Raw genomic sequence first — 24,596 nt, forward strand, 5'->3', positions numbered from 1 at the left:
ATACTTTATGGGCACGAACCCTCACAGAGCGAACGATGAAAACTGACATTCTCGGTGATAAAAACTCACAGACAGCCAATCGCCGCCTGCCGCCCCTGAGCGCCCTGCGCTGTTTCGAGGCCGCCGCTCGCCTGGAGAGTTTCACCCGCGCCGGCGAAGCCCTGCACCTGACCCACGGCGCCATCAGCCGTGCCGTGCGCGCCCTGGAAGAAGACCTCGGCACACGGCTATTCGAACGTCGCAGCCACCGGGTATTTCTCACCGAGGCCGGCCGCGAATTGCTGCACAGCGTGGAGCATGCCTTCGACCTGATCGACGCCGCCGCACGCAAACTGCGAACGCCGGACAAGACCGCGGCCCTGGTGCTGTCCTGTGAGCCGACCCTGCTGATGCGCTGGCTGATTCCCCGAATCCCGGCATTTTTCGCCGCTCATCCGGATATCCCCCTGCAACTGGTGGCCGGCGGCGGGCCCTTCGCTTTTGCTCAAGGCATCGACCTGGCGATCCGCCGCAACGACTTTCCCTGGCCGCCGCACACCCATGCGCAGTGGCTGTTCGACGAAGCCATCGGCCCGGTATGCCGCCCGGAACAGGCTGCCCACTGGGCCCGCAATGTAGCAGGCACGGCCCGGTTATCGAGCACTGCACCGCGCCTGCACAGCGCGACCCGGGCGCAGGCCTGGGAGCAATGGTTGACCCTCAAGGGAATGGAACAGGCGCCGGGCAAGGAGCAGGTCTTCGAGCATTTCTACTTCAGCCTGCAAGCGGCGGTCGCCGGGTTGGGACTGGCGATCGCGCCCTGGCAACTGGTGCGCGACGACCTGGAGTCGGGCCTGCTGGTCGCGCCTTTCGGTTTTATCGCCGACGGCAGCGCGTATTACCTGTTGTCACCCGAGGCGATCGACCCGGACTCAGCCGTCGCCCGCTTACTCGACTGGCTGCGCCACCAGGCGCTGCCGCTGGACGGTGAGCAGCACGGCGCCACCCGCCCAGCCACATAAGCAGACGGGCTCACGGCCTCACCTCTGCATGAACCTCCGGCGCCAGCGCCGGATCCTGCCCACCCAGCAACTGCACAAAGGCCTGGGCAGCCTTTTGCAGCGGCTGGTTCTTCAGCCACACCGCGTGCACCGGCAGCAGCAGGCCGTTGTCGATGTTCTTGAAGGTCAGGCGCTTGAACCTTCCAGCCTTGAGCAAGGGCGCGATCACCGACAGCGGGAAGTTGCCCCAGCCGATGCCGGACTCGACCATGTCTAGGGCCATGGCCAGGCTGTCGGTGCGCCAGTAGGACTCGGCGATCAGCGGCCGGGTATCGCGGATCGGCAGGTCGCGACTGGCGACCACCACCTGGCGGACGTTGACCAGTTCCTCCAGATAGAGGGTGGCGTCCGGCGCCTCGGGTAAGGGATGGCGCGCGGAAATGCAGGCGATCATCCGTTCGCTGCCGACGTACTGGAAATACTCCAGCACGTTCAGGCTGAGCCCGGCGAAAGCCACGCCGACCGCGATCCGGCCAGTGTGCAGCAGCTGCAGCACATCGTCCTGGGGCGCGCTCAGCACCTCGATATCGAGCAACGGATGACGCTCGGCGATCAGCTTGATCGCCGCCAGCACCCGGGACTTGTCGATGTCCTCGACCACGCCGATGGACAGCCGGCTTTCCAGCCCCAGGGACAGCTCCACCGCATGTACCTGCAGGTGCTTGAGCTGCTCGGCGATCAGCCGCGCGTGGGGCGCCAGGGCGTTGGCCATGGCGGTGGGCACCGGCTCGCGATGGCTGCGATCGAACAAGGGATATCCCAGCTCCGCCTCGAGGTTGGCGATGCCCATGCTCACCGCCGACGGCACCTTGCCCAGGGCCCTGGCCGCCGCGGAAAACGAACCGCGCTCGAGCACGGCGAGAAACAACTGGATGCTGTCGCTGGAGAAATTCATGGGATGCCTGTCTATTGATTCCGACCTATCAAAAAACCTGAAAGCTTCTGACTTTTTCTGTCAGACATATTGAAGCTATCTTGCGCCGCATTCGCCAGCCATTCCTGCAAAAGGAGCGGCCCGGGCCAACGAACGCGGAGGAAAAAAGCATGCAAGGCATCAAGCGCAAACTGGTTTACGTGTCACTGTTCGAGGTGTTCGGCATGACCTTCTCGGCCCTGGGCCTGGCCTTGCTGTCCGGCACCTCGCCGAGCAGCACCGGCCCGCTGGCGGTGGTGATCACCAGCATCGCGGTGACCTGGAACTTCATCTACACCAGCCTGTTCGAGCGCTGGGAAAGCCGCCAGGTCTCGCGGACCCGCACGGTCAAGCGGCGGATCGCCCACGCCGTGGGTTTCCAGCTGACGCTGATCCTGTTCCTGATTCCGTTGATCGCCTGGTGGATGCACATCAGCCTGGTGCAGGCCTTCCTGCTGGACCTGGCGCTGATCCTGTTCATCCCCTGCTACACCTTCGTCTTCAACTGGCTGTTCGACCGGGTGTTCGGCCTGCCGGCGTCGGCGCTGCCGGATCCGGCCTGAGGCCAAGGTGCAAATCGGCATCGCCGAAGGCCGGTGTCGCTGTTAGATTTCCTGGGCCCTTCACCCGCCAAGGAAAGCCTCCATGGGAACCCTGAGAATTCTCGGTAAAGCCTCGTCGATCAACGTCAGAAAGGTGCTGTGGACCTGTGAGGAACTGGGCCTGCCCTACGAACGCGAGGATTGGGGCAGCGGCTTCCAGTCGACCCACACAGCGGAGTTTCTCAAGCTCAACCCCAATGCCCAGGTGCCGGTGCTGATCGATGACGCCGGCGCGCTCTGGGAATCCAACAGCATCTGCCGTTACCTGACCAGCAAGGTCACCGGGCAAACGCTGCTGCCCGGCGAGCCTCGGGCCCGAGCGCTGGTGGAGCAATGGATGGACTGGCAGGCCACGGAACTCAACCCCGCATGGAGCTACGCCTTCGTTGCCCTGGTCCGGCAGAACCCGGACTTCCAGGACCCGCAGCGGATCGCCGCCGGCATTCGCGGCTGGAACGACAAGATGGCCCTGCTTGAACAGCAACTGGCGAGTACCGGGGCCTATGTGCTCGGCTCGCAGTTCAGCCTGGCCGATATCGTCCTCGGGCTGTCGGTGCATCGCTGGGCCATGGCGCCCATCGAACATCCGGACTTCCCCGCCGTCGCCGCCTACTACCAACGCCTCAGCGAGCGTCCGGCCTTCCTGCTGCATGGACGCAATGGCATTCCCTGAATCGTCTTTTTCTTCTGTAGGAGCGAGGCTTGCCCGCGATAAAGCCATGACAGGCGCTACCCAATTCGGATCCTGAATCGGTGTTGTGATTAAGGGCGCTTTCGCGGGCAAGCCTCGCTCCTACAGAAGCCGGATGCGGTTTTGGCTGATGCAGCGGCATGAACCAGCAAAATGTAACGAAATACAACAATAAATCACTGAACGACCCATCTTCCGGGCCAGCATTCACAATCATTAATTTCCGTTAGCCAGCTAAGATTCCTCTTCATCGCAACCTGGAATCCCGCCCATGTCGTCCCTCGCCCCCACCGTCGCTACCGACGGCCTCGACCCGGTCCGCGCCGCCGATATCTCCGCCCGCATCGATCGTCTGCCCGCCGTCGCCACGGTCTGGCGCCTGGTGGCGCTGCTGTCCATTGGCGGTTTCTTCGAGCTGTATGACCTGTTCCAGACCGCCTATATCAGCCCCGGCCTGATCCGCGACGGGATCTTCGCCACCGGCAGCCAGGGCGTGTTCGGTTTCTCCGACCAGGCGGCCTTCGCCTCGGCGACCTTTCTCGGCCTGTTCCTCGGCGCCAGCCTGCTGAGCCCGATCGCCGACCGCTTCGGGCGCCGGGCGATCTTCACCTTCGCCCTGATCTGGTACACCGGCGCCACGGTGCTGATGGGCGTGCAGACCTCGGCCCTGGGGATCATCGGCATGCGCTTTCTGGTGGGCATCGGCCTGGGCATCGAGCTGGTGACCATCGACGCCTACCTCTCCGAGCTGGTGCCCAAGCACATGCGCAGTTCGGCCTTCGCCTTTGCCTTTTTCGTGCAGTTTCTCTCGGTGCCGGCGGTGGCGCTGATGTCCTGGTGGCTGGTGCCGCAGGACCCGTTCGGCATCGCCGGCTGGCGCTGGGTGGTATTGGCCAGCGCGGTGTTCGCGCTGTTTATCTGGTGGCTGCGTTCCCGCCTGCCGGAGTCGCCGCGCTGGCTGGCCCAGCATGGGCGCTTCGCCGAGGCCGAGCGGATCATGGACGGCATCGAGGCACGCTGCGCCAAGGATCACGGCAAGCCGCTGGACACCCCGCAGCCCGAGCCCCTCGGCGTCCAGGGCGCGGGGCGTTTCGCCGATATCTGGCAACCGCCCTATCGGCGCCGGGCGCTGATGCTGATCGTGTTCCATGTGTTCCAGGCCATCGGCTTCTTCGGTTTCGGCAACTGGCTGCCGGCGTTGCTCTCGGGCCAGGGCGTGAGCGTCACCCACAGCCTGATGTACGCCTTCATCATCACCCTCGCCTATCCGCTGGGGCCGCTGCTGTTCGTCAAGTTCGCCAACCGCTTCGAGAACAAGTGGCAGATTGTTGGCTCGGCCCTCGGCGCCATGACCTTCGGCACCCTGTTCGCCTGGCAGAGCACGGCTTTGGGGCTGATCGTCTGCGGGGTGATGATCACCTTCTGCAACGCCTGGCTGAGCTTCAGTTACCACTCCTATCAAAGCGAGCTGTTCCCCACCAATATCCGCGCCCGGGCGGTGGGTTTCTGCTACTCGTTCAGCCGCCTGTCGACGGTGTTCAGCAGCCTGCTGATCGGCTTTTTCCTCGACCGCTTCGGCACGCCCGGGGTCCTGGCGTTCATCGTCAGCAGCATGCTGATCGTGATGTTCACCATCGGCCGTTTCGGCCCGCGTACCCGCAACCTGGCCCTGGAGAACATCGCCCATCCTTGACCGGTTGCCGCTGGCCGCAAGCGGCAAGGCTTGTCCGCCGCGTGCCGCCAGCCTTGCCGGGCAACCGGCGCAGAGCCCTGTCCCAGAGCCCTGCGCAGTAGCGGCATGCAAATTGCTGCGCAGCCCTGCGATAGCCCTTACACACAGGTACCCAATCATGTTGGTCAGTGCCCAGAAAACCTCGGCGATCCAGCCCACCCAGCGGTCCGACATGGACCCGAGCACCGCGGCCGCCAGCGCGCTGTACAGCGGTTTGATGCAGAACGTGCAGAACGCGGCGAACAACCAGATATCCCAGGCCGTGCAGCAGGCCAGCAACACGGTCAATGACAATGTCGCGGCGGCCTTCGCCAAGACCCGCGTGCTGCTCCAGGCCACGCCGCCGACCGCCAGCACCGCGCAGGCCAACAGCGCCACGCAGAGCTCGGCCCTGGACGAGTTCAAGGACTACATGAGCAAGTCCCCTGAACAGCGAATGCGCGACCGCATCCTCGAAGAGATGGGCATTACCGAGGAAGACCTGAAAAACATGCCGCCGGAGAAACAGCAGGCGGTGGCTCAGGAAATCGCCCAGCGGGTCCAGGACAAGCTGAAGCTGGCGCAAGTCGAGAAGGACGCCAGCAGCGTCGATAAGCAAGTCACCGACAAGTTCCTCGCGGCGCTTTAAAAGCGGCCAGTCGAAACAGGGTTCCCACGGGAACCCTTTTTCATGGGTCGGCTTGAGCGGCTGCGCTCAGCCCTGGGCCAGCATATCGAGCAAGGCCCGCAGCGCCGGCGACGGCTCGCTGCCCTCGGCCAGCACCAGGGCAAAGGTGCGCGGGATCGGCACGTCCAAGGGCAGTACGCACAACCCATGGCGTTGCTCCGGCAAGGTCATCTGCGGCACCAGGGTCAGCCCCACCTGCTCGCGGACCAGGGTGAAGGCGCTGCTCCACTCCCGCACCTCGACCCGCACATCCGCCAGCTCCAGGCCGGCATCCGCCGCCAGGCTGCGGGCATTCACCGAACAGCCGCCGGTGGCCAGCACGAAGGGTTGGCTCACCAGCTCCTGCAAGGTCACGCCCTGCTCCTGACCGCGGCGCGCCAGGGCATGCCCAGCCGGCAGCACCGCCACCCAGGCATCGCGTCCCAGCAGGCCGACGCTGCGCTCGGGCGCAGGATTGAGCAGCACCCCGACATCGATCAATCGCGCTTCGAGCAAGGCCTCGACCTCGTCGTCGCTGACCTCCAGCGCCACCACCTGGATGCCCGGATACAGCTGCTTGAAGCGTCGTAGCAGCGGCGGCAGGAAAGTCGCCAGCACCATGGGGAAACTCGCCAGGCGAATGGTGCCGCGCTGAATGTCCCGGCAGGCGTCCGCGGTGTCGCGGATGTTCTGCAACGCCGCGAGCATCAGCCGCGCCTGTTCGACCACCTGTTCGCCGACGGCAGTGGGCAGGGTCTGGCGGTTCTCCCGGGTGAACAGCTGCACGCCCAGGCTGTCTTCGAGCAGCGCCAGGGCCTGGCTGGCGCCGGACTGGGTCATGCCGACCCGCTCGGCGGCGCGGGTGATGTTGCCGGTATCCGCCACGGCCACCAGCATGCGCCAGTGCATCAGGTTCATCATGGCAGTAGCTGTCCTTATGGGAGTTTTCTGGAAGATTAATTTTACTGAGAACAGCGCGGACTATGACACTGATCTCCCCCCTCTGGAGAGCCCTCGATGAACCTGTATTTCTCGCCCAACGCCTGCTCGCTGGCCCCGCATATCGTGCTGCGCGAGCTGGCCCTGCCGTTCAATCTGGTCCGGGTCGACAACCGCAACAAGACCACGGCCGACGGCGCCGACTTCCTGGCGATCAATCCCAAGGGGTATGTGGCGGCGCTGGAACTGAAGGACGGCCAGGTGCTGACCGAAGGGCCGGCGATCCTGCAATACCTGGCCGACCTCAAGCCGCACACGGGCCTGGCACCGGCCAACGGCAGCTGGCAACGGGTGCGTTTGCAAGAGATGCTCAACTTCGTCTCCAGCGAGATCCATGGCGGCCTCGGCTGGCTGTTCAATACAGAGTTTCCCGAAGCGACCCAAGCGCTGATCCGGCAGAAACTGTTCAAGCGCCTGGCGCTGCTGGACCGCAGGCTGGAGCAGCAGAGCTACCTGCTGGGCGAAGCCTTCGGCGTCGCCGACGCTTACCTGTTCACCGTGCTGCGCTGGACCGCCGGCTTTGCCATCGACCTGGAACAGTGGCCGGCGCTGTCGCGCTTCCAGGCCCGCATCGCCCAGCGCGAAGCGGTGCAAGCAGCGCTCACGGCCGAGACAGCCCTGTAGGAGCGGCCGGTCGACGCTCGATTGCCCGCGATGGCGATTGCCCTGACACACCGCGCCGTCTGCATCGCCAGCAAGCTTGGCTCCTACAGAAGCAGAAGCCCCACCACGCCTCTGTAGGAGCGAGGCTTGCCCGCGATGGCGATTTCTCTGATACACCGCACTGCCCGCATCGCCAGCAAGCTTGGCTCCTACAGAAGCCGCTCGCCTGCTCAGCCCAGCCCTCCCCGTTGAATAAATTCAGTCAGGGCCAGCACATCCACCGAGCCCGGCCGATCCTGATCGAGAAAGGCCACCTGGCTGCGCACCGCACGGTGGATGCGGGTGCTGCCGACGCCCAGTTGCAAGGGCCCGCGCAGGTCGATGGCCTGGGCGGCGACTATCAGTTCGATGCTCGCCAGCCAGGCCAGGCGCTGGGTCAGTTGCCGGGTTTTCTCGATCACCGCCAGGGCCTGGCCGGCGTAGTCTTCCACTCGATCGGCCACCGGCACGCAGACTGCCGGCAGCGGATTGGCCAGATGGCCGATCTCCGCCAGCAGCGCCGCGGCACTGCGTTGCAAGGCGGCCATGCCGACATGCCCGGGTCGCTCGATGAGAAAGCGCGGCAGTTCGCTGGAGGCTGGAGACAGCAGCTTGGCGATGCGCTCGGCGGAACAGGCGGCGACCCGGCTCACAGCCAGCCCCAGGCCTTCCCCCGCGAGCGCCAGGTGGGTGCTGTCGAAATTGGCGGTGGCCAGGACCTGGCGCTGCTCGTCGATTAATGCCGGGTTATCGGCGCCGCTGGCCAGTTCCACCTGCAGATGCTCGCGCAGCTGCGCCCAAGCCTGTCGCGCGGCGCCCTGCACCACGCCGGCACAGCGAAAGCTCAAGGGATCCTGCAAGCGCCGGGCGCTGTCTGGCTGCTGCAACTGGCTGCCCTCCAGCAAGTCCAGCAGCGCCGCCGATTGCTCGGCCTGGCCCGCCGCCGGCCGCAGGCGCGCAGCCCAGGGCTGGAAGGGACTGAGGTTCGCCCGATAACCTTCGCAAGACAGCGCCAGCGCCGCCAGCAGGCTGTCCAGGGCCTGGTCGGCCTCGGCCAGCAACAGGGCGCCCAGGCCAATGCTCGCGGCATTCGCCGAGACCAGCACCAGGCCGTCCTTGTCTACCAGCCGTGCCGGTTGCAGGCCATTGCGCTGCAAAGCCTCCCGCGCCGGCAGCCGCTCGCCGCGCCAGTGCACCCAGCCCTCGCCGAGCAGCGCCAGGCTCAGGTGCGCCAATGGCGCCAGATCGCTTTCCCCCAGGGAGCCAAGCAAGGGCACCTCGGGTTCGATCCCGGCGTTGAGCAAGGCCAGCAAGCTGTCGGCGCTGGCCTGGGAGATCCCCGAGCGGCCCTGGGCCAGCCCGGCCAGGCGCGCGGCAATCATCACCCGCAGTTCGGTCCGCGTGGCCAGGCGCCCGATACCCACGGCCCGGCCCAGGGGGATCCGCCGTTGCAGGTCGTCATCCGGCTGGGTCAGGGTCAGATCCACCGCCGCGCCGAGGCCGGTGGTCACGCCGTAGATGGCGTCGCCCGCGGCCATCCGTTCCCGCAACAACCCATGACCGGCGGCGATCCGTTGCCGGGTGGCCGGGGTGAATTGCAGCGCCGCATTTTCGCGGGCAACGCGCAGCAGGTCAGCCAGCGCCAGGCCTTGCGGGCCCAGGCCGATCATGCGAAACGCAGCCGCTGGCCGATGCCCAGGCGCCGGGCCTTTTGCAGCAGGGCATGGCCCAGGGCGATATCGCTGAGGCTCAGGCCACGGTGCCAGAACAGGATGTTTTCTTCGGCATGCTGCCGGCCGCTACGCTGGCCCGCGACTATCTGCCCGAGCTCGGCGTGCAGGGTTTGTTCACTGAGTTTGCCGGCCTCGACGTGGGCCCGCAGCGCACCGAACATCCCGCCCTTGCACTGGCCCCAGTCGTCCACCACCAGCTTGTCCATGATGTCGGTCAGCGACAGCTCCACCGCGCTCATGGTGCCGTAAGGCACGACAAAGGCACCGGGCTTGATCCACTCGGTGCGCAGCAGCGGTTCGGGCTGGTTCAGCCGCGACGCCTCGACCACAATGTCCGCGCCGCGCACCGCGCTCTCCCAGTCGTGGGTGACGATCACCGGCTTGCCCAGGTCGCGGCGCAGGCGTTCGGCAAAGGCTTCGCGGCTGTCTTCGCGACGCGAGTGCACGCGGATTTCCTCGAAGTCGAACAGGTGGTCCAGCAGCCGCACGTTCCAGTACGCCGTGCCGCGAGCGCCGATATGGGCCAGCGCCTTGCTGTCCGGGCGGGCCAGGTACTTGGCGCCGATGGCGGTGATCGCACCGGTGCGCATATCGGTGATCGCCGAGGCATCAAGGATCGCCTGGGGCACGCCGGTGGCCGGGTCCAGCAGGTTGAGGATCGCCAGTTCCGACGGCAGGCCCTGGCGGTAGTTGTCGACGAAGTCGCCCACCACCTTGACCCCGGCGTGGCCGATGTCGCCACCGAGCACCCCGCGCAGCACATTGAAATGGCCGTTGATAACGCCCCCGGGAATCAGGTGGGTGCGCGGCTCGATCACCGCTTCGCCACGGCCCTGGAGCGCCAGGCTGGCTTCGATGGCGGCGAGGATCTCGTCGTTGCTCAGGGCCAGCTCGGCGATGTCCAGGCCGTTGAGAAAATCGATATAGATGGGTTTCATGTGGCTCACTCGCTCTTGAATACGATCTGCTCGATCCGCACGGCCTTGGGGATCAAGTGGTTGGCGAGGAACAGGTCGGCGGTGCGTTGCTGGCTGGCCACGACCCGGGCATCGATGCCTTGCAGCGGCGAGCGCGAACGATGGCTGAAGTAGCTTTCCACCACCGGCCGTTGCAGGCCGAGGATGCGCGTCATGCTGTCGATGCTGGCGTCGCGCTGGTCGAAGGACAGCTGCTGGGCCGCGCCGAAGGCCTTGAGGATTGGCGCCACGGCAGCGCCGTGCTGACGCACGAACGCACCGCTGGCGATGTAGAAGCTGCCGCCGGAATCCAGGCCCTGGCCATCGCTGAGCAGGCGTGCGCTGCCGTCGAGCAAGGCTGCCGAATAGTAGGGATCCCAGATCACCCAGGCGTCCAGCTTGCCCTGCTCGAACGCCGCGCGGGCATCGGCCGGCGACAGGTACACCAGGCTTACGTCGCTGAGTTTCAGGCCGGCGCGTTGCAGGCTCTTGAGGAAGAAATTGTGCGCGCTGGAACCCTTGAGCAGCGCCACCCGCTTGCCCTTGAGGTCGGCCAGGCTCTGCGCCTGGCTGTTCTTGGGCAGCAGGATGGCTTCGGTCTTGCCGTCGCTGGGCTCGACGCCGATGTATTGCAAGTCGATCCCCGCGGCCTGGGCAAAGATCGGCGGGATGTCACCGATATTGCCCACATCCACGCTGCCGCCGTTCAGTGCCTCGATCAGTTGCGGGCCGCCGGGGAATTCGATCCATTGCACCTGGGTGCCCGGCAAGGCTTTCTCCAGCAACTGGTGCTCGCGAGCCAGGACCATGCTCACCGAGCTTTTCTGATAGCCGATCCGCAATTGCCCAGGCTCGGCGGCCAGGACCAGCGCAGCGCAGAGCGTGAGACACAGGGTGACGATAAAACCTTTGAACATCGGTGACTCCCAAACGAATTGAAAACACGGTCGGCCATGACGGCCTCATCGCCAGCAAGCCTGGCTCCTACAGAAGCCAGAAACGCCGCAGGCCAATGTAGGAGCGAGGCTTGCCCGCGATAGCGATCCCCCTGACACACCCCACCGCCTGTATCGCGCGCAAGCTGCGCTCCTACAGAGGCGCTGCCGCTCCAGGCGCAAGCGGCTTACAGGGCGGCGCTGACGCGGCTGGCGATTTCGCTCGGCACCCAGCCTTGCCAGACCTGCGGCTGCTCGCGCAGGAAGGCCTCGGCGACCTGGCGCGGTGGCTGGCGGGTTTCGCTCATCTGGCCCAGGGTGCGGTTCAGCAGGTCGATCGGCAGGTCGACCTTTTCAAAGAAACTCACCAGCTCCGGGTACTGCGCCTTGAACGGCGCGGACACGCCGATGGCCAGGTGCGCCGGCATCGACCGGGTGCCCTGCGGATGGGGGTTGCTGGCATCGGCCAGGGTCTTCCAGGCCTCGGCGTTGAAGGCTGGCTCCTCCAGCTTCACCAGCTTGAACTTGCCCAGTAGCGGCGTCGGCGACCAGTAATAGAACAGCACCGGTTTGCCGCGGCGGATCGATGAGCTGACCTCGGCATCCAGGGCCGCGCCGGAACCGGTGCGGAAGTTCACGAAGCTGTCGCTCAGCCCATAGGCCTTGAGCTTCTGGCTGTTGACGATTTCCGAGGTCCAGCCAGTGGGGCTGTTGAGAAAGCGCCCACGGCCCGGGTCTTCCGGATCGCGGAACACCTCCTTGTAGCGTGCCAGGTCAGCCACCGATTTCAGCTCCGGCGCCAGCGGCTTGATACCGCGCTCGGCATCGCCCTTGATCACGTATTCCGGCACCCACCAGCCTTCGGTGGCGCCCTTGACCGTATCGCCCAGGCCGAACACCTTGCCCTCGGCTTCGGCCTTGACCCAGGCCGGACTGCGCCCGGCCCACTCTTCGCCAATCACCTGGATATCGTTCTTGGCAAGCGCCGCTTCGAGGCTGACCGTGCTGCCGGGCAGGGTCTCGGTCGGATAGCCGTAGCCCTTCTCGACGATCAGCCGCAGCACCTCGGTGATCAGGCTGCCGCTTTCCCAGGTGATGTCGCCGAAGTGGATCGGCGCCGGCTTGTCCGCCGCTGGCGCCTGCTGGGCCAGCAGGCTGAAAGTCAGCAGCGAGGTGCCGAGCAGGTGTTTGATGATCTTCATGGTGAACCTCTTGCTGGTTATTCACGTATTCCGTAGCCGCTGCCGCAGGCTGCGACCGGTCTGGACGGCATTGCGTATTTTCGAGGCCGCCGGGAAGGTCCTGCGGACCTTGGCGCAGCCTTCGGCAGCGGCTACAGGGTTAAAAGTCGTAGCTGAGCCTGGTGTAATAGAACGCCCCCTCCGGCGCCGACGGCGACAGGTAGCTGTACTGCTGCCCCGGGGTCTGGCGCAGGCGGGTGTTGAAGTCGTCGGGCTTGCTGTCGAACAGGTTGTTGGCGCCCACCGACAGGCGCAGTTGCCGGGTGAAGGCGTAGTTGACGTCCAGGTCGGTGTTCCACTGCGCAGAGAAGGTCTGGTCGTACTGCGCGTTGGCCGCCGACGCCGCGTATTTGCGGTACTCGCCATAGCGGGTCTCGGACAGCGCGATGGTCCAGGGGCCGTAGCGATGGATCGCCCCCAGCACCAGCTTGTCTTCCGGGTAGCCGTGTTCGAGGAAGCCCTGGGCTTCGCGGGTCAGCACGTCGAAGCCGAACGGGTTGGAATGGATCTTCTCGATGCTGGTGCGGGCCTTGGTGTAGCCGGCCGACAGGCTCAGGGCGCCGTAGCGCTGCAGGTCGAGGTTGTACTTGCCGACGATGTCGACGCCACGGGTGCGGGTGTCGGCGGCGTTGGTCATGAACTGCGCCCAGGTGTACTGGCCGAACCCGGCCTCGCTGAGAATCCGCTCGGCGTCCGGCCCGGAAATCCCGCCGCTGTAGAGCAGCCGGTCGCGGATGGAGATCTGGTAGGCGTCGATGGTCAGCGACGCCTGCTCGCTCGGCCGCAGCACCAGGCCCAGGGAATAGTTGGTGGACTTCTCCGGCTTCAGCGGCTGCGCGCCCAGGGCGCGGGCCGCCGGGTGGTCGGCCGGGAGCATGCGGGTCAGCACCGGGTTGCCGTTGATATCGACGTTGGTGGTGGTGGTCCAGGAAGTGCCGATCTGCCCCAGGGTCGGCGCCCGGTAGGCGTTGTTGACCGTGGCCCGCAAACCCACCTGCGGGGTGAAGTCGTAGCGCGCCGAGAGCTTGCCGGTGGTGGCCGAGCCGAAGTCGGAATAGTGCTCGGTGCGCCCGGCAAGCCCCAGCTGGAACTTGTCGGTGACCTGGTTTTCCATGCCGAAATACACCCCGCCGACATGCCGCTTGTAGGTCCCGGCATCGTCCGGGGTCAGGCCGGATGCCTGCACCGCGCCCACTTGCACGCCATCGATGCCGCCGAAGGAATAGGAGGAATAGTCGCCCTCCTCCAGCCGGTACTGCTCGTCGCGATAGGCCACCCCCGCCGAGACTGTGAGCGGATGCTCCGACCAGGCGACGTCCAGGTCCTTGGCATAGTCCAGGGTCAGGTTGGTCTGTTCGTTGACCAGCGTGGCCACGTCGAACTTGGTCGGGCTGTTGGCGCCGTAACTGGGGTTGACCGTGTTGAAGGCCAGTTCGTCGTGCTTGTCGCGGCCATAGGTGGCGCTGAGGTCGAAGCGCCCGAGGCTCTCGTCCTCGTAGCGGCTGCCCACTGTCAGCGCGCCATCCTCATAGCGGTAGCGGTACTTGGGAATGGTGCCGTTGGGGTAGATCGAGGCGACGTTGTTGGGGTTGCTGGCCAGCAGCGGCGGCGTGTTGTTGACCGACTTGTCCTGGCCGAAGGTGGCGAAGCTGTAGAGTCGCCACTGATCGCTGAGGCCGACTTCGGCGTTGGCCGCCAGGTTGTATTTGTCGCGACTGGCGCCGCCCCAGCGCGGGTCCTGCAACTGGCCGCCGGCTTCATATTTGTCGCCGATGTCGGTGGGTTTGTTGTTCAGGCCATTGAAGCTCAGGGTCAGGAAACCATCCCCCGGCAGGCCCAGGCCGTACCAGCCATCGGCGCTCTTGCTGAAACCGTCGCCCTGGGCGTACTGGCCCAGTTGGGTGTTGAGCTGGCCACCGCTGTCGCGCTCCTTGAGCACGATATTGACCACCCCGGCCACCGCGTCGGAACCGTACTGCGCCGAGGCGCCGTCGCGCAGCACTTCGACATGGTCGATGGCGCTGATGGGAATCATGTCCAGGTCCACCGGCTGCGCGCCAATGAAGGGTACGCCGCCGGAGATGTTGACCACCGCCGAGGCGTGCCGGCGCTTGCCGTTGATCAGCACCAGGGTCTGGTCCGGCGACAGCCCGCGCAGGGAAGCGCCCTTGGGGTTCTGCCCGCGGGTGGCGCTCTGGTTCTGTGGAAAGTTGAACGACGGCAGCAGTTGGAACAGCGCCTGGTTGAGGCTGGTGGCGCCGGTCTGCACCAACTCCTCGCTGTTGATCACGTCCACCGGCGCCGCGCTGGTCAGGGCCGTGGCGTCGCTGCGCCGGGTACCGATGGCCACCACCCGGTCGAGGGTCGGGGCCGCGGCTTCGCTGGCCTGGACCTTGGCCTTGCTGCCGGTCGCGCTCGCCGGTTGCGGGCCTTCCTTGATGATGAACGCGCCATCCGGGCTGACTTGCAGTTGCAGGCCGGTGCCGCGCAAGGCAGCCGCCACCGCCTGCTCGGCGGACAACGAACCATCGACCCTGGCCGAGGAGTAGTTGCCCAGTTGCGGGGTAAAGGAAATCACCTGGCCGCTTTGCCGGCTGATGCTCAGCAGCACCTCGTCCAGCGGACCGGGTGCCAGGTGGTATTGCTGGCGAGCCGCTTCGGCCCCCTGGGCGCCAGCAAGAAACAGCGCGGCCAAGGGGCCGATGGCCAAGGCCAGACGCGAACGACGCTGCACGGTTGTGGATATAGGCAACATGACTCCCCCCAAAAGCATCCAACAATGGAAATCCAACAACGCTGCTCCCCGCAGCGTTTACGGGAGTGATGTGCAACGGCCGGGCGAAAACTTGCAGATCCTTTGGTTATGGTCTTAGAACCACCTCAAGCGGCGCAGGCCAATGCTTCTGTAGGAGCGCAGCTTGCGCGCGATGCAGCCAACGCGGTGGGCCAGGAAAACCGCCATCGCGGGCAAGCCTCGCTCCTACAGAAGCAGGGTCAGGCGGCACTCAGGGTTACCCACAGATCGGTATGGCGGGTAATGCGGATCGGCAGGGTGCGGGCCAGGCTGTCGAGGATCTGTTGCGGGTTGTCCAGGCGGAACAGGCCGCTGACCCGCAGCCCGGCGATGGCCGGATCCAGGCGCAACACCCCGCGTCGATACGGGCGCAATGCTTCCACCACTTCCGACAGCGGCGTATCGCGCAGCTCCAGCAAGCCGTCGACCCAGGCCGTGGCACTGCCACGGCTCGGGCGCACCGGGCCGAAATGGAAGGCGTCGTAGGCCACCTCATGGCCGCCGGGCAATTGCAGGCGTTCGCCACTGCGCCCGGCGATGTCCAAGGGACCGTTGAGCGCCGTGGCATGCCCCTGGCCGTCGCGTTCGCGCACCAACAGGCGGTTGCCCGTGGCCTGGATCCGCGCCTGCGCGGTGTGGATGAAAAACGGTCGGGCCGGATCGCTGGCCAGGTTCAGCAGCACTTCGCCATCCAGCAAATGCACCACCCGACGCTGGCGATCGAAGTCGATGTTCGCCGCGCTCCGGGCATTCAGGCTCAGCTCGCTGCCGTCCGGCAGGCTCAACGACTGGCGCTGGCCGGTGCCGGTGTGCAGGTCCGCGGTCAGCTCGGCCAAAGGCAGGCCGCGCTGACTGACCAGCGCCCCCGCCCCCAGCACTACGCCGGCGCCGAGCAAGGCCCGCTGTAGCACCTTGCGCCGACTGCTCGGGGCGTTCAGCGCCCGCTGCAACAGCTGGCCATTGACGCCCTGGGCAATCGGCACCTGGAACACCCCAAGGCGGGTTTCCAACTGGCGACACAGCTGCTCGTGCCGCGGGTCCGCATTGCGCCAGCGCTGGTAGGCTCGGCGCTCGGCCTCGCTGGCCTGCCCCGAATTCATCAGCACCCACCAGCGGGTGGCGTCGTCGATCAGCTGTTCCCGACTCGGTTCGTGGCTCATGTCATTCCAGGCTCAGGCGCAGACAACGCTGGGCGGCCCGGGTCATGTAGTCGCTGACCGAACGTTGCGAGATGCCCAGTTGCTCGGCGATCTGCGGGTAGGTCAGGCCGTTGACCTGGGACAGCAGGAAGGTCGCCTTGACCTTGGCCGGCAGGCCGTCGAGCAGGCGGTCGATGGCTTCCAGCGCCTCGAGCATCTGCGCCAGGTCCTGGGGCGAGGGCTGCACGGCTTCGTCGTCATGCTGCAAGGCATCGAGGTAGGCCCGCTCCAGGTCGCGACGGCGCCACAGCTGGTACACCAGGCGTTGCGAAATGGTGGTCAGCAGGGCCCGTGGCTGGTGGATCGGCAATACTTCGGGCCTGCTCAACAGCTGGACGAAGGTGTCGGCGGCAATGTCTTCGGCGCTGGCGCCGGCATCCAGGGAGTGGTGCAGGTGGTAGCGCAGGCGGCTGCACAGCCAGTCGTAATGACTGCGGAACAGACCGCCCACATAGTCGCTGTGAGTGGTGTCGGCGCCGGACATAGTGGCTCCAATGAAGAAGGTTGCGCGGTATGTCCGGTGTTCCGGTGCGGCGATCCTAACAAGGAAGGCTTATTCTTTAATAATATTTAAATTTCATTTTTATAGAATTTTATGGAATTAAAAGATAAGCGGCGCCTGCTGGATTTTCGCCAGCAAGCCCGCCTCTCCAGGGATGCTTTCAGCGCAGCCGTGCGTAACCCAGCTCTTCAGCCTCGCGCTGATAGTCGAGGAGGATCTGGTAGTCCGTTTCAGCGGCCGGCAGCACCTCCCGCAGCCCGAGGGTTTCGGCCACGGCGGGCAGTGCCAGCAGCGCCTGGTTCATCGCCGCACGAATGCGTTCGGCCTGTTCCTCGCCAAGGCCGGCCACCCCGATATAGGGCAGGGTCGGACTGAAAGCGCTGCGGGCGATCACCCGCAGGCCAGCCACCTCCTCCTCGGCATAACGGGCCAGGTAGGCGAAGGTCACGCTGTCGATGGCGGCCAGGTCGGCCTGCCCTTGCCGCAGCCAGCGCAGGCTTTCCCGGTGGCTGCCGCTGATGCCGACACTGGCGAAAAACCGGCCGTCGCGCTGCAGTGGCGCGAGGCGCTGGCGCAACAGGTTCATGCCGCTGTTGGAGTCTTCGCCGTTGATCACCCCACGACTGCCCCGCAGGGCCTGCAAGGTTCGGCGCGGGTCGTTGTCACGGCCGAGCAGCAGGCTGCAATGATTGCCGGCCGTGCTGTCCGGCAGCTCGTAACGCGGCCGGCCGATGACCCGGACCTGGCCGCGCAGGGCGGTCATCAGCGGGTAACCGCAGGTCTGGGTCAGCAGCAGGCGCGGCGACAGCCACAGCTGCATCAGGTCCAGCTCCCGGGCATCGAGCCGGATGCAGTCGAGGCGCTGCAGGATCGCCGCCAGCCACTGTTCATTGGCCTGGCGAACCGGCTCGGGGGCGACGTACATCAGCAGTTCGGCATAACAAGCAGTCATGGTTCAGGCTCTTCGGGCTCGACTACAGGGCGAAGGGATGTTCGGGGCTGTCGATCGGCTTGAGGGCATGGCGCCGCAGCAGCTCGCCATAACCCTGCACCACAAAGCCGCCACTGCGCGCCTGCCATTGTTCGCGGCGCTGCCGATAGGCCCGTGGCAGGCAGTACCACGGCAGCCCGGGCAAATCATGGTGCACCAGGTGCAGGTTGAGGTGCAGGAACAGCCAGGTCCAGGGCCACGCCGCTTCGTTGAGCACCGTGCGCTGCTCCACCTGGGCGTAGGGGCGGTGCTCGTAGAAGGAACGGAGCATCGCCACCGACAGCGCCGGCACGCTCACCAGCAGCAGGTAATGCCAGACCGGCAACACAGTGTAGCGGGCAATGAAGGCCAGCATCAGCAGGGTCAGCGCGCCATGGGTCAGCCACATCAGCCAGGCCTGGCGTTGCCCCTGGCGCAGGCGCAACCCTTCTTCCCGCGCCAGCGCCAGCAGGGCCAGGGGCGCGCCGAGCAGCAGCCGCCCCAGCAGGGTCTTGTTCAACCAGTGCAGGCCCTGCTCGAACAGCGAACGGCTGTGCCATTGGCGCTGGCCCAGGTAGCGGCTTTCCGGATCGCGACCGGGCAGGGTCAGGTCTTCGTCGCGGTGATGCTGCAGGTGGCTGTCGCGGTACAGGGTATAGGGGTACCAGACGGCAAAAGGCGCATAGCCCAGCAGCTTGTTCAGCCACAACCAGCGCGTGGGGTGGCCGTGCAGCAGCTCATGCTGCACCGACAGCCACAGCACCAGGATCGGGATCAGCAACAGGGTACTGGGCCAGAGCCCCAGCAGCGGGCTGGCCAGCAGTACGGCGAACCAGCTGGCGCTGGTGCCGATCAGCAACAGCCAGGTGGGCCATTCGGTGCGGGCGGTGAAGGTCTGGCGCAGGGTGTCGATTTGTTCGCGGTGCAGCGGATCAAAGTAATGGGCCATGGCGCTACTCAGGACAGGGGCTGGCCGAGGGGCGAACCTTCGGCGTCTTGCTGTTCTGTGCAACGAGAAGGGAAAAACTTGCAGATCGATGGGTTATTTACTTAGAAGCAAAAACAAGGAAGCCCGCGGGGCGGGCTTCGTGGGAGGGTCAGTCAATGACCGAAAATATTGTGCTCGGCCTTTTTCGCTCGCTTGTCCGCGCGTTTCTCGATCGCGGTACGGGCTGGTTTCTTCTTCGCGACCTTCTTCGCTTCCACGCCTTTCATGATGCACACTCCGCTCGCAGGGGATCGTTCATCAGGTATACACCTATCCCAAGCGCTCCGTACTTTTATAATCACCGCCCCGGCCCACCCTGCGAAACCCCATGCCCGACACCGAATACCTGCTGCTTGCCGACACCCTGCGACCGCTGCTGAACAAGTTCTATCGCGCCCACAATTCGCCGATGCGCGCGGCCGGCGAAGGGCAATCATGGGTGGCGAAACGGGGAGCGATCGTCGCCGGGCTGAGCCTCACGCCGGTTGCCCAGGGTCACTGGCTGACCGGGCTGTTCGTCGACCCCGCCCATCGCGGCCAGGGCATTGCCGCAGTGCTGGTCGAGCAGGCGCGCGCGCAGTTGCCGGGCCCTGTGTGGCTGTTCTGTCATCCGGACCTGCAAGCCCTGTACGAACGCATGGGCTTTGCCACGGCCCCCGCCCTGCCCCAGGCGCTGGTGGATCGCCTGGCCCGCTATCGAAGGAGCAAGAGCCTGATCGCCATGGGCATAGATCCTTTGGTTAGGTCGACCAGCGATAATGTGTGATCGCGGGCCCTGGAGCGCGTGCTAGCCTCGGCGGCAAATCGGCCCCCATCAGGATGATCCATGAAACCGACGCTTCTGGCTGTCTCCCTCAGTGCCCTGCTGCTCCCCGTATTGACCCATGCCGCCGACGCCGCGGTCTCGCCCCAGCAGTACGCCAAGGTCCTGGCCGGCGACTGGCGAGCGCCGCAGAACAGTGCCCGCGACCGCTATCGCCATCCGCAGCAGACCCTGCAGTTCTTCGGCCTCAAGGCCGACCAGAAACTGATCGAGATCACTCCCGGTGGCGGCTGGTACAGCGAGATCCTCGCGCCGTTGCTCAAGGACCACGGGCAGTACATCGCCGCCCTCCAGGCCCCGTCCAGCGGCGAGTATTTCCAGAAATCGGCGGACAGCCTGAAGCAGAAATTCAGCGCCGATCCGACCCGCTACGCCAAGGCCCGGTTCGTCGAGTTCGACCCCAAGGCACCGGTGCTCGGCCAGGCCGGTTCGGCGGACGCCGTGCTGACCTTTCGCAACGTACATAACTGGGTGCTGGCCGACACCGCGCCGGCGATGTTCCAGGCCTTCTTCAACGTGCTGAAACCGGGGGGCGTGCTGGGCGTGGTGGATCATCGCGCCAAGGACGGCGCATCCCTGGAAGACATCAAGCACAGCGGCTACCTGAGCACCGCCTATGTGGTGAAGCTGGCGACGGATGCCGGGTTTGTGCTGGACGGGCAAAGCGAGATCAACGCCAACCCGCAAGACACCAAGGACTACGCGCAAGGCGTCTGGACCTTGCCGCCGGCGCTCAAGCTGGGGGACGTGGACAAGGCGAAATACCTGGCGATCGGCGAGTCGGACCGGATGACGCTGCGCTTCGTCAAGCCGGCGAAATAACCGCGCGGATCGCAACCTGCGGGCAGGCTGCGATCCTCATCCTTCAATCGTCGGCGTGGGGATCGAGGTCGGGGAACATCACCTCGGTAAAACCGAACTTGCTGAAGTCGCTGATCCGCGACGGATACAGGCGGCCGATCAGGTGGTCGCATTCGTGCTGCACTACCCGCGCATGGAAACCCGAAGCCAGCCGCACGATCGGCTCGCCCTTGGGATCGACGCCTTCGTAGCGAATGTGCTGATAACGCTCGACCGCGCCACGCAGCCCCGGCACCGACAGGCAGCCTTCCCAGCCCTCTTCCAGCACCGGGCTCAAGGGGGTGATCAGCGGGTTGATCAGGATGGTCTGCGGCACCGCCTCGGCTTGCGGGTAACGCTCGCTGTGCTCGAAACCGAAGATCACCAGTTGCAGGTCGACGCCGATCTGCGGCGCGGCCAGGCCGACCCCGCCGACGCTTTCCATGGTCTGGAACATGTCGTCGATCAGTTGCCACAGCTCGGGGCTGTCGAACATCTCGGGCGGCACCGGTGGCGCGATACGCAGTAGGCGCTCGTCGCCCATTTTGAGGATTTCACGGATCATGATCAGACTTCGTCAGTGGTCGGCTTGAGCGAGTGGTCCCGGCCCAGTCCCGATACGTGTTGTTTGGGCTCGTCGTGCTCGCCGGGAACCCTTTCTCCAGGGTTCTTGCCGTCGGACGACATGTGCTCGATCGCCGCATTCATCTCAGCCCCCAGCAACAGCACCGCCGAGGAAATATAGAAGTACAGCAGCAGGACGATGATCGCTCCGATACTGCCATACATGGCGTTGTAGTTGGCAAAGGTCTTCACGTAGAACGCGAAACCCAACGAGGCGATGATCCACACCACCACCGCCAGCACCGAGCCCGGGGTGATGAAGCGGAACTCCTGCTTCACGTCGGGCATCACGTAGTAGATCAGCGCCACGGCGACCATCATCAGGATCACGATCACCGGCCAGCGCAGGATGGTCCAGACAGTGACGATGAAGTCTTCCAAGCCCACCTGCGCGGCGATCCAGCCCATCACCTGCGGCCCGAGCACCATCAAGGCCGCGGCCGCCAGGAGCATGCCGGCGATGCCGATGGTGTAGATAATCGACAGCGGAAAACGTTTCCACAACGGGCGCTTTTCCACCACGTCATACGCGGCGTTCATCGCGCTCATCATCAGCCGCACGCCGGCCGAGGCGGTATACAGGGCAATCACGATACCCACCGACAGCAGGCCGCCCTTGGACTGCTGCAACTGGTCGATCACCGGGTTGACCTGTTCCAGCGCCTGGGGCGGCAACACCAGTTCCGATTGCAGGCGCAACCAGGAGAAGAAGTCCGGCAGGTGCAGGAAACCGATCAAGGCGATCAGGAACAGAATGAAGGGGAACAACGAAAACAGCATCTGATAGGCCAATGCCGAGGCGTAGGTCGACATTTCGTCGTCGATGAACTCAGTGACCGTGCGCACCAGCACACGATGCAGGGGCAGGCCTTTCAAATTCGGCAAAAACATAGCGTCTCCTTTCGCCGCAAGCATTCAGGGTCGGTGGCGACTCAAGAGCCGTTTTCTACAACAAAGTTTTCTACAACAAACTAGCCTAGTTTGGCGACTTTGAACCCTTTCGTCTCATTTGGTGCCGTGACCGCCATGAAAACGGCCATCCGCGGATGGCCGTCGTGTTGCAGTGCGAGCCGGCGGATCAGGCCTGACACCTGCCTGATATTACCAACGGCCGCGTTGGCCAGGCCTGTCGCCTTATCCGCTGTACTGCCCATGGCATGCCTGCGTAGGGCAATCGAGGGCTGGGGTCTTGCCCTGAGGTTGACCCGAGGCCGTGGCACGGAGTTTCAAATATTTTCAGCGGGGCATTTCATCGCCTTATTTGCCCGCCGCACGCAGGTTGCGCTTTATGTTTGGCGGCCAACCCACGAGAATGCGCAACCTATTCAGGCGCTGCGCTGAAGATCCAATCCCGTAGGAATGTTATGAAACTCGATAAAAAGCTGGCCATCGCCCGCCGGAACCAGGAACTGGGCGGCGCGGTGCTGGGCGTCAACAACTGCCACTTCGCGGAACTGAGCCGCAGCCGGAATATCTGGTGGTTCGATCTGCCGGTCAGCCGCCTGGCCATCGGTCAGTACGAATGGGTCCACCTGCTGCTGCACACCCCGAGCACCGACCAGTTGCTGCACCTGAAGGTGCCGACTGTGTTCCTGCGGGAAAAACTCGAAGGCCTGGTGGTACGCAACGCCGGCAAGCGCAAGGCGGCCCTGAGCCTGGAACTGAGCGCCGACAAGGACTCCTTCCTCAAGGACGTGCGCCCCGCCGGCACCGGCGTGAACTTCGCGCAGTTCCAGCAGTAACCCGGCGGCGACATCAAGCGCCCAATAAAAAGCCCCGCATCTGCGGGGCTTTTTGTTTGCCTGGCGTTTTACTTCTTCACGCCCAGCTTCTTCAGCTCTTCGTCGCGCAGTTCGCGACGCAGGATCTTGCCGACGTTGGTGGTCGGCAGCGCATCGCGGAACTCGACGGCCTTGGGCACCTTGTAGCCGGTGACGTTGGCGCGCATGTGCTCCATCACCTGCTCCTTGGTCAGGGTCACGCCCGGCTTGGCGACGATGAAGATCTTGATCGACTCGCCCGACTTCTCGTCCGGCACGCCAATGGCCGCGCACTGCAACACGCCCGGCAGGGCCGCCAGCACGTCTTCCAGCTCGTTCGGGTAAACGTTGAAGCCGGAGACCAGGATCATGTCTTTCTTGCGATCGACGATGCGGATATAGCCATTGGGCTGGATCAGCGCGATATCGCCGGTCTTCAGCCAGCCATCGCTCATCACCTCATCGGTGGCGTCCTGGCGCTGCCAGTAACCCTTCATGACCTGCGGGCCCTTGACGCAGAGCTCGCCGGTCTCGCCCAGCGGCAGTTCGACGCCGGCGTCGTCGACAATCCGGCACAGGGTCGAGGGTACCGGGATGCCGATGGTGCCGATCTGGATGTTCTGGATCGGGTTGACGGTGGCCACCGGGCTGGTTTCGGTCATGCCGTAACCTTCGCAGATCGGGCAACCGGTCACGTCTTTCCAACGTTCGGCCGCCGCCAGTTGCAGCGCCATGCCGCCGGACAGGGTGACTTTCAGCGCCGAGAAATCCAGCTTGCGGAAGGCTTCGTTGTTGCACAGGGCCACGAACAAAGTGTTGAGGCCGACGAAACCGCTGAACTTCCACTTCGACAGTTCCTTGACCATCGCCGGCAGGTCGCGCGGGTTGCTGATCAGGATGTTGTGGTTGCCGATCAGCATCATCGCCATGCAATGAAAGGTGAAGGCATAGATGTGGTACAGCGGCAGTGGGGTGATCAGGATCTCGCAACCTTCATTGAGGTTGGAGCCCATCAGCGCCTTGCACTGCAGCATGTTCGACACCAGGTTGCGGTGGGTCAGCATCGCGCCCTTGGCCACGCCGGTGGTGCCGCCGGTGTATTGCAGCACGGCGACATCGCTGCTGGCCGGGCTGGCGTCCTTGACCGGCTGGCCATGGCCCTGGCTCAGCACGTCGTTGAACTTGACGGCCTTGGGCAGGTGATAGGCCGGCACCATCTTCTTCACGTACTTGATGACGCTGTTGATCAGCAGGCGCTTGAGCGGCGGCAGCAGGTCAGCCACTTCGGTGACGATCACATGCTTGACGCTAGTCTTGGGCACCACGGCTTCGGCCAGGTGCGCCATGTTGGCCAGGCAGACCAGGGCCTTGGCGCCGGAGTCGTTGAACTGGTGTTCCATTTCCCGCGCGGTGTACAGCGGGTTGGTGTTGACCACGATCAGGCCGGCGCGGATGGCGCCGAATACCGCGACCGGGTACTGCAGGACGTTGGGCAGTTGCACGGCGATTCGATCGCCGGGTTGCAAATCGGTATGCTGTTGCAGGTACGCGGCAAAAGCACCGGACAGTTCGTACAGCTCACCGTAGGTGAGTGTCTTGCCGAGGTTGCTAAAGGCCGGTTTGTTGGCAAAACGTTGGCAGGACTGCTTCAACACCGCCTGAATATTCGGATACTCGTCTGGATTGATATCGGCAGCAATCCCAGCTGGGTACTTATCCTTCCAAAAGTCTTGGATCATGGAAGCCCACTCCTCAGCAACGCGAATTCGTCAGCGCACTTGATGCGATTATTATTTGTGTGTGTTTTTTATTGATGTCTATTGTTGGTGAGTCTGGCTGTCTATATAGGCCGAGAAGTCACAAAGCGCGCCGAGAGTAGCAGCTTTGCCAAAGGCCGACTAGAGCCAAAATCGGCCTAAACAGTCACTTTAGTGACTCAAGAATATTAAATGGTCATTTTTAGAGT

General features: G+C 64.6%; 23 protein-coding genes. 9 read left to right on the plus strand and 14 right to left on the minus strand.

The window, feature by feature from the left end; all coding sequences use genetic code 11:
- Positions 1-35 precede the first annotated feature (35 nt).
- Complete coding sequence (locus tag C4K38_RS24435) at positions 36-1,001, plus strand: LysR substrate-binding domain-containing protein (RefSeq protein ID WP_053280530.1); 966 nt, start codon at positions 36-38, stop codon at positions 999-1,001.
- A gap of 10 nt (positions 1,002-1,011) precedes the next feature.
- On the opposite strand, the gene C4K38_RS24440 is transcribed toward C4K38_RS24435, so the two are convergent.
- Entirely contained in the window at positions 1,012-1,935 is a 924-nt protein-coding gene (locus tag C4K38_RS24440) for a LysR family transcriptional regulator (RefSeq protein WP_053280531.1), read from the minus strand.
- A gap of 149 nt (positions 1,936-2,084) precedes the next feature.
- On the opposite strand from C4K38_RS24440, the gene C4K38_RS24445 reads away from it, so the two are divergent.
- From C4K38_RS24445 to C4K38_RS24460, 4 genes are all read left to right on the plus strand, one after another.
- A complete protein-coding gene (locus tag C4K38_RS24445; protein WP_009050378.1) occupies positions 2,085-2,516 on the plus strand; it encodes a PACE efflux transporter in 432 nt (143 codons plus the stop codon).
- Between the two features lie 82 nt (positions 2,517-2,598).
- Entirely contained in the window at positions 2,599-3,228 is a 630-nt protein-coding gene (locus C4K38_RS24450; protein ID WP_053280532.1) for a glutathione S-transferase family protein, read from the plus strand.
- Positions 3,229-3,517: 289 nt separating this feature from the next.
- Positions 3,518-4,939 (plus strand): MFS transporter, encoded by a 1,422-nt coding sequence (locus C4K38_RS24455; protein ID WP_053280533.1) that lies wholly within the window; start codon positions 3,518-3,520, stop codon positions 4,937-4,939.
- A gap of 157 nt (positions 4,940-5,096) precedes the next feature.
- Complete coding sequence (locus tag C4K38_RS24460; RefSeq protein WP_053280534.1) at positions 5,097-5,606, plus strand: hypothetical protein; 510 nt, start codon at positions 5,097-5,099, stop codon at positions 5,604-5,606.
- A gap of 66 nt (positions 5,607-5,672) precedes the next feature.
- Here C4K38_RS24460 and C4K38_RS24465 read toward each other — a convergent pair whose 3' ends face one another.
- Entirely contained in the window at positions 5,673-6,545 is an 873-nt protein-coding gene (locus C4K38_RS24465) for a LysR family transcriptional regulator (RefSeq protein ID WP_053280535.1), read from the minus strand.
- A gap of 96 nt (positions 6,546-6,641) precedes the next feature.
- On the opposite strand from C4K38_RS24465, the gene gstA reads away from it, so the two are divergent.
- Positions 6,642-7,247 carry a glutathione transferase GstA gene (gene gstA, locus C4K38_RS24470; protein ID WP_053280536.1) on the plus strand — a complete coding sequence of 202 codons (606 nt, stop codon included), beginning with the start codon at positions 6,642-6,644 and terminating at the stop codon, positions 7,245-7,247.
- 209 nt (positions 7,248-7,456) lie between these two features.
- Here the strand turns inward: gstA and C4K38_RS24475 are convergent, their stop codons facing one another.
- From C4K38_RS24475 to C4K38_RS24515, 9 genes are all read right to left on the minus strand, one after another.
- Positions 7,457-8,935: an HAL/PAL/TAL family ammonia-lyase gene (locus tag C4K38_RS24475; protein WP_053280537.1), complete on the minus strand. Its 1,479-nt coding sequence runs from the start codon at positions 8,933-8,935 to the stop codon at positions 7,457-7,459.
- Positions 8,932-9,936 carry an ornithine cyclodeaminase family protein gene (locus C4K38_RS24480; protein WP_053280538.1) on the minus strand — a complete coding sequence of 335 codons (1,005 nt, stop codon included), beginning with the start codon at positions 9,934-9,936 and terminating at the stop codon, positions 8,932-8,934. The genes C4K38_RS24475 and C4K38_RS24480 overlap by 4 nt, the downstream gene beginning before the upstream one ends.
- 5 nt (positions 9,937-9,941) lie before the next feature.
- The gene (locus C4K38_RS24485; RefSeq protein ID WP_053280539.1) at positions 9,942-10,871 is read right to left on the minus strand and encodes an aliphatic sulfonate ABC transporter substrate-binding protein; all 930 of its coding nucleotides are present in this window, start codon (positions 10,869-10,871) and stop codon (positions 9,942-9,944) included.
- Between the two features lie 206 nt (positions 10,872-11,077).
- Positions 11,078-12,091, minus strand: a complete 1,014-nt coding sequence (locus C4K38_RS24490) for an ABC transporter substrate-binding protein (RefSeq protein ID WP_053280540.1) — start codon at positions 12,089-12,091, stop codon at positions 11,078-11,080.
- Positions 12,092-12,230: 139 nt separating this feature from the next.
- Complete coding sequence (locus C4K38_RS24495) at positions 12,231-14,885, minus strand: TonB-dependent receptor (protein ID WP_053280541.1); 2,655 nt, start codon at positions 14,883-14,885, stop codon at positions 12,231-12,233.
- 239 nt (positions 14,886-15,124) lie between these two features.
- Complete coding sequence (locus C4K38_RS24500; protein ID WP_053280542.1) at positions 15,125-16,084, minus strand: FecR domain-containing protein; 960 nt, start codon at positions 16,082-16,084, stop codon at positions 15,125-15,127.
- 1 nt (position 16,085) lies between these two features.
- Positions 16,086-16,607: a sigma-70 family RNA polymerase sigma factor gene (locus tag C4K38_RS24505; protein WP_053280543.1), complete on the minus strand. Its 522-nt coding sequence runs from the start codon at positions 16,605-16,607 to the stop codon at positions 16,086-16,088.
- Positions 16,608-16,785: 178 nt separating this feature from the next.
- Entirely contained in the window at positions 16,786-17,577 is a 792-nt protein-coding gene (locus C4K38_RS24510) for a phosphate/phosphite/phosphonate ABC transporter substrate-binding protein (RefSeq protein ID WP_053280560.1), read from the minus strand.
- 22 nt (positions 17,578-17,599) lie between these two features.
- Positions 17,600-18,544: a fatty acid desaturase gene (locus C4K38_RS24515; RefSeq protein ID WP_053280561.1), complete on the minus strand. Its 945-nt coding sequence runs from the start codon at positions 18,542-18,544 to the stop codon at positions 17,600-17,602.
- A gap of 367 nt (positions 18,545-18,911) precedes the next feature.
- Here C4K38_RS24515 and C4K38_RS24520 point away from each other — a divergent pair, with 367 nt between their 5' ends.
- Positions 18,912-19,349 carry a GNAT family N-acetyltransferase gene (locus C4K38_RS24520; protein ID WP_053280562.1) on the plus strand — a complete coding sequence of 146 codons (438 nt, stop codon included), beginning with the start codon at positions 18,912-18,914 and terminating at the stop codon, positions 19,347-19,349.
- A 60-nt stretch (positions 19,350-19,409) separates the two neighbouring features.
- The gene (locus C4K38_RS24525) at positions 19,410-20,228 is read left to right on the plus strand and encodes a class I SAM-dependent methyltransferase (protein WP_053280563.1); all 819 of its coding nucleotides are present in this window, start codon (positions 19,410-19,412) and stop codon (positions 20,226-20,228) included.
- Between the two features lie 43 nt (positions 20,229-20,271).
- Here C4K38_RS24525 and def read toward each other — a convergent pair whose 3' ends face one another.
- Positions 20,272-20,811, minus strand: coding sequence for a peptide deformylase (gene def, locus C4K38_RS24530; protein WP_025805831.1), 540 nt, complete (start codon positions 20,809-20,811; stop codon positions 20,272-20,274).
- A 2-nt stretch (positions 20,812-20,813) separates the two neighbouring features.
- A complete protein-coding gene (locus C4K38_RS24535; RefSeq protein WP_053280564.1) occupies positions 20,814-21,761 on the minus strand; it encodes a YihY/virulence factor BrkB family protein in 948 nt (315 codons plus the stop codon).
- Between the two features lie 473 nt (positions 21,762-22,234).
- Between C4K38_RS24535 and C4K38_RS24540 the strand changes: the two genes are divergently transcribed.
- Positions 22,235-22,612, plus strand: a complete 378-nt coding sequence (locus tag C4K38_RS24540) for a hypothetical protein (protein ID WP_025805832.1) — start codon at positions 22,235-22,237, stop codon at positions 22,610-22,612.
- A gap of 68 nt (positions 22,613-22,680) precedes the next feature.
- On the opposite strand, the gene fadD1 is transcribed toward C4K38_RS24540, so the two are convergent.
- Positions 22,681-24,369, minus strand: a complete 1,689-nt coding sequence (fadD1, locus tag C4K38_RS24545; protein WP_053280566.1) for a long-chain-fatty-acid--CoA ligase FadD1 — start codon at positions 24,367-24,369, stop codon at positions 22,681-22,683.
- Between the last annotated feature and the right edge of the window lie 227 nt (positions 24,370-24,596).

It is taken from the genome of Pseudomonas chlororaphis subsp. piscium (assembly GCF_003850345.1).
In the GTDB taxonomy this organism is placed as follows: domain Bacteria; phylum Pseudomonadota; class Gammaproteobacteria; order Pseudomonadales; family Pseudomonadaceae; genus Aquipseudomonas; species Aquipseudomonas piscium.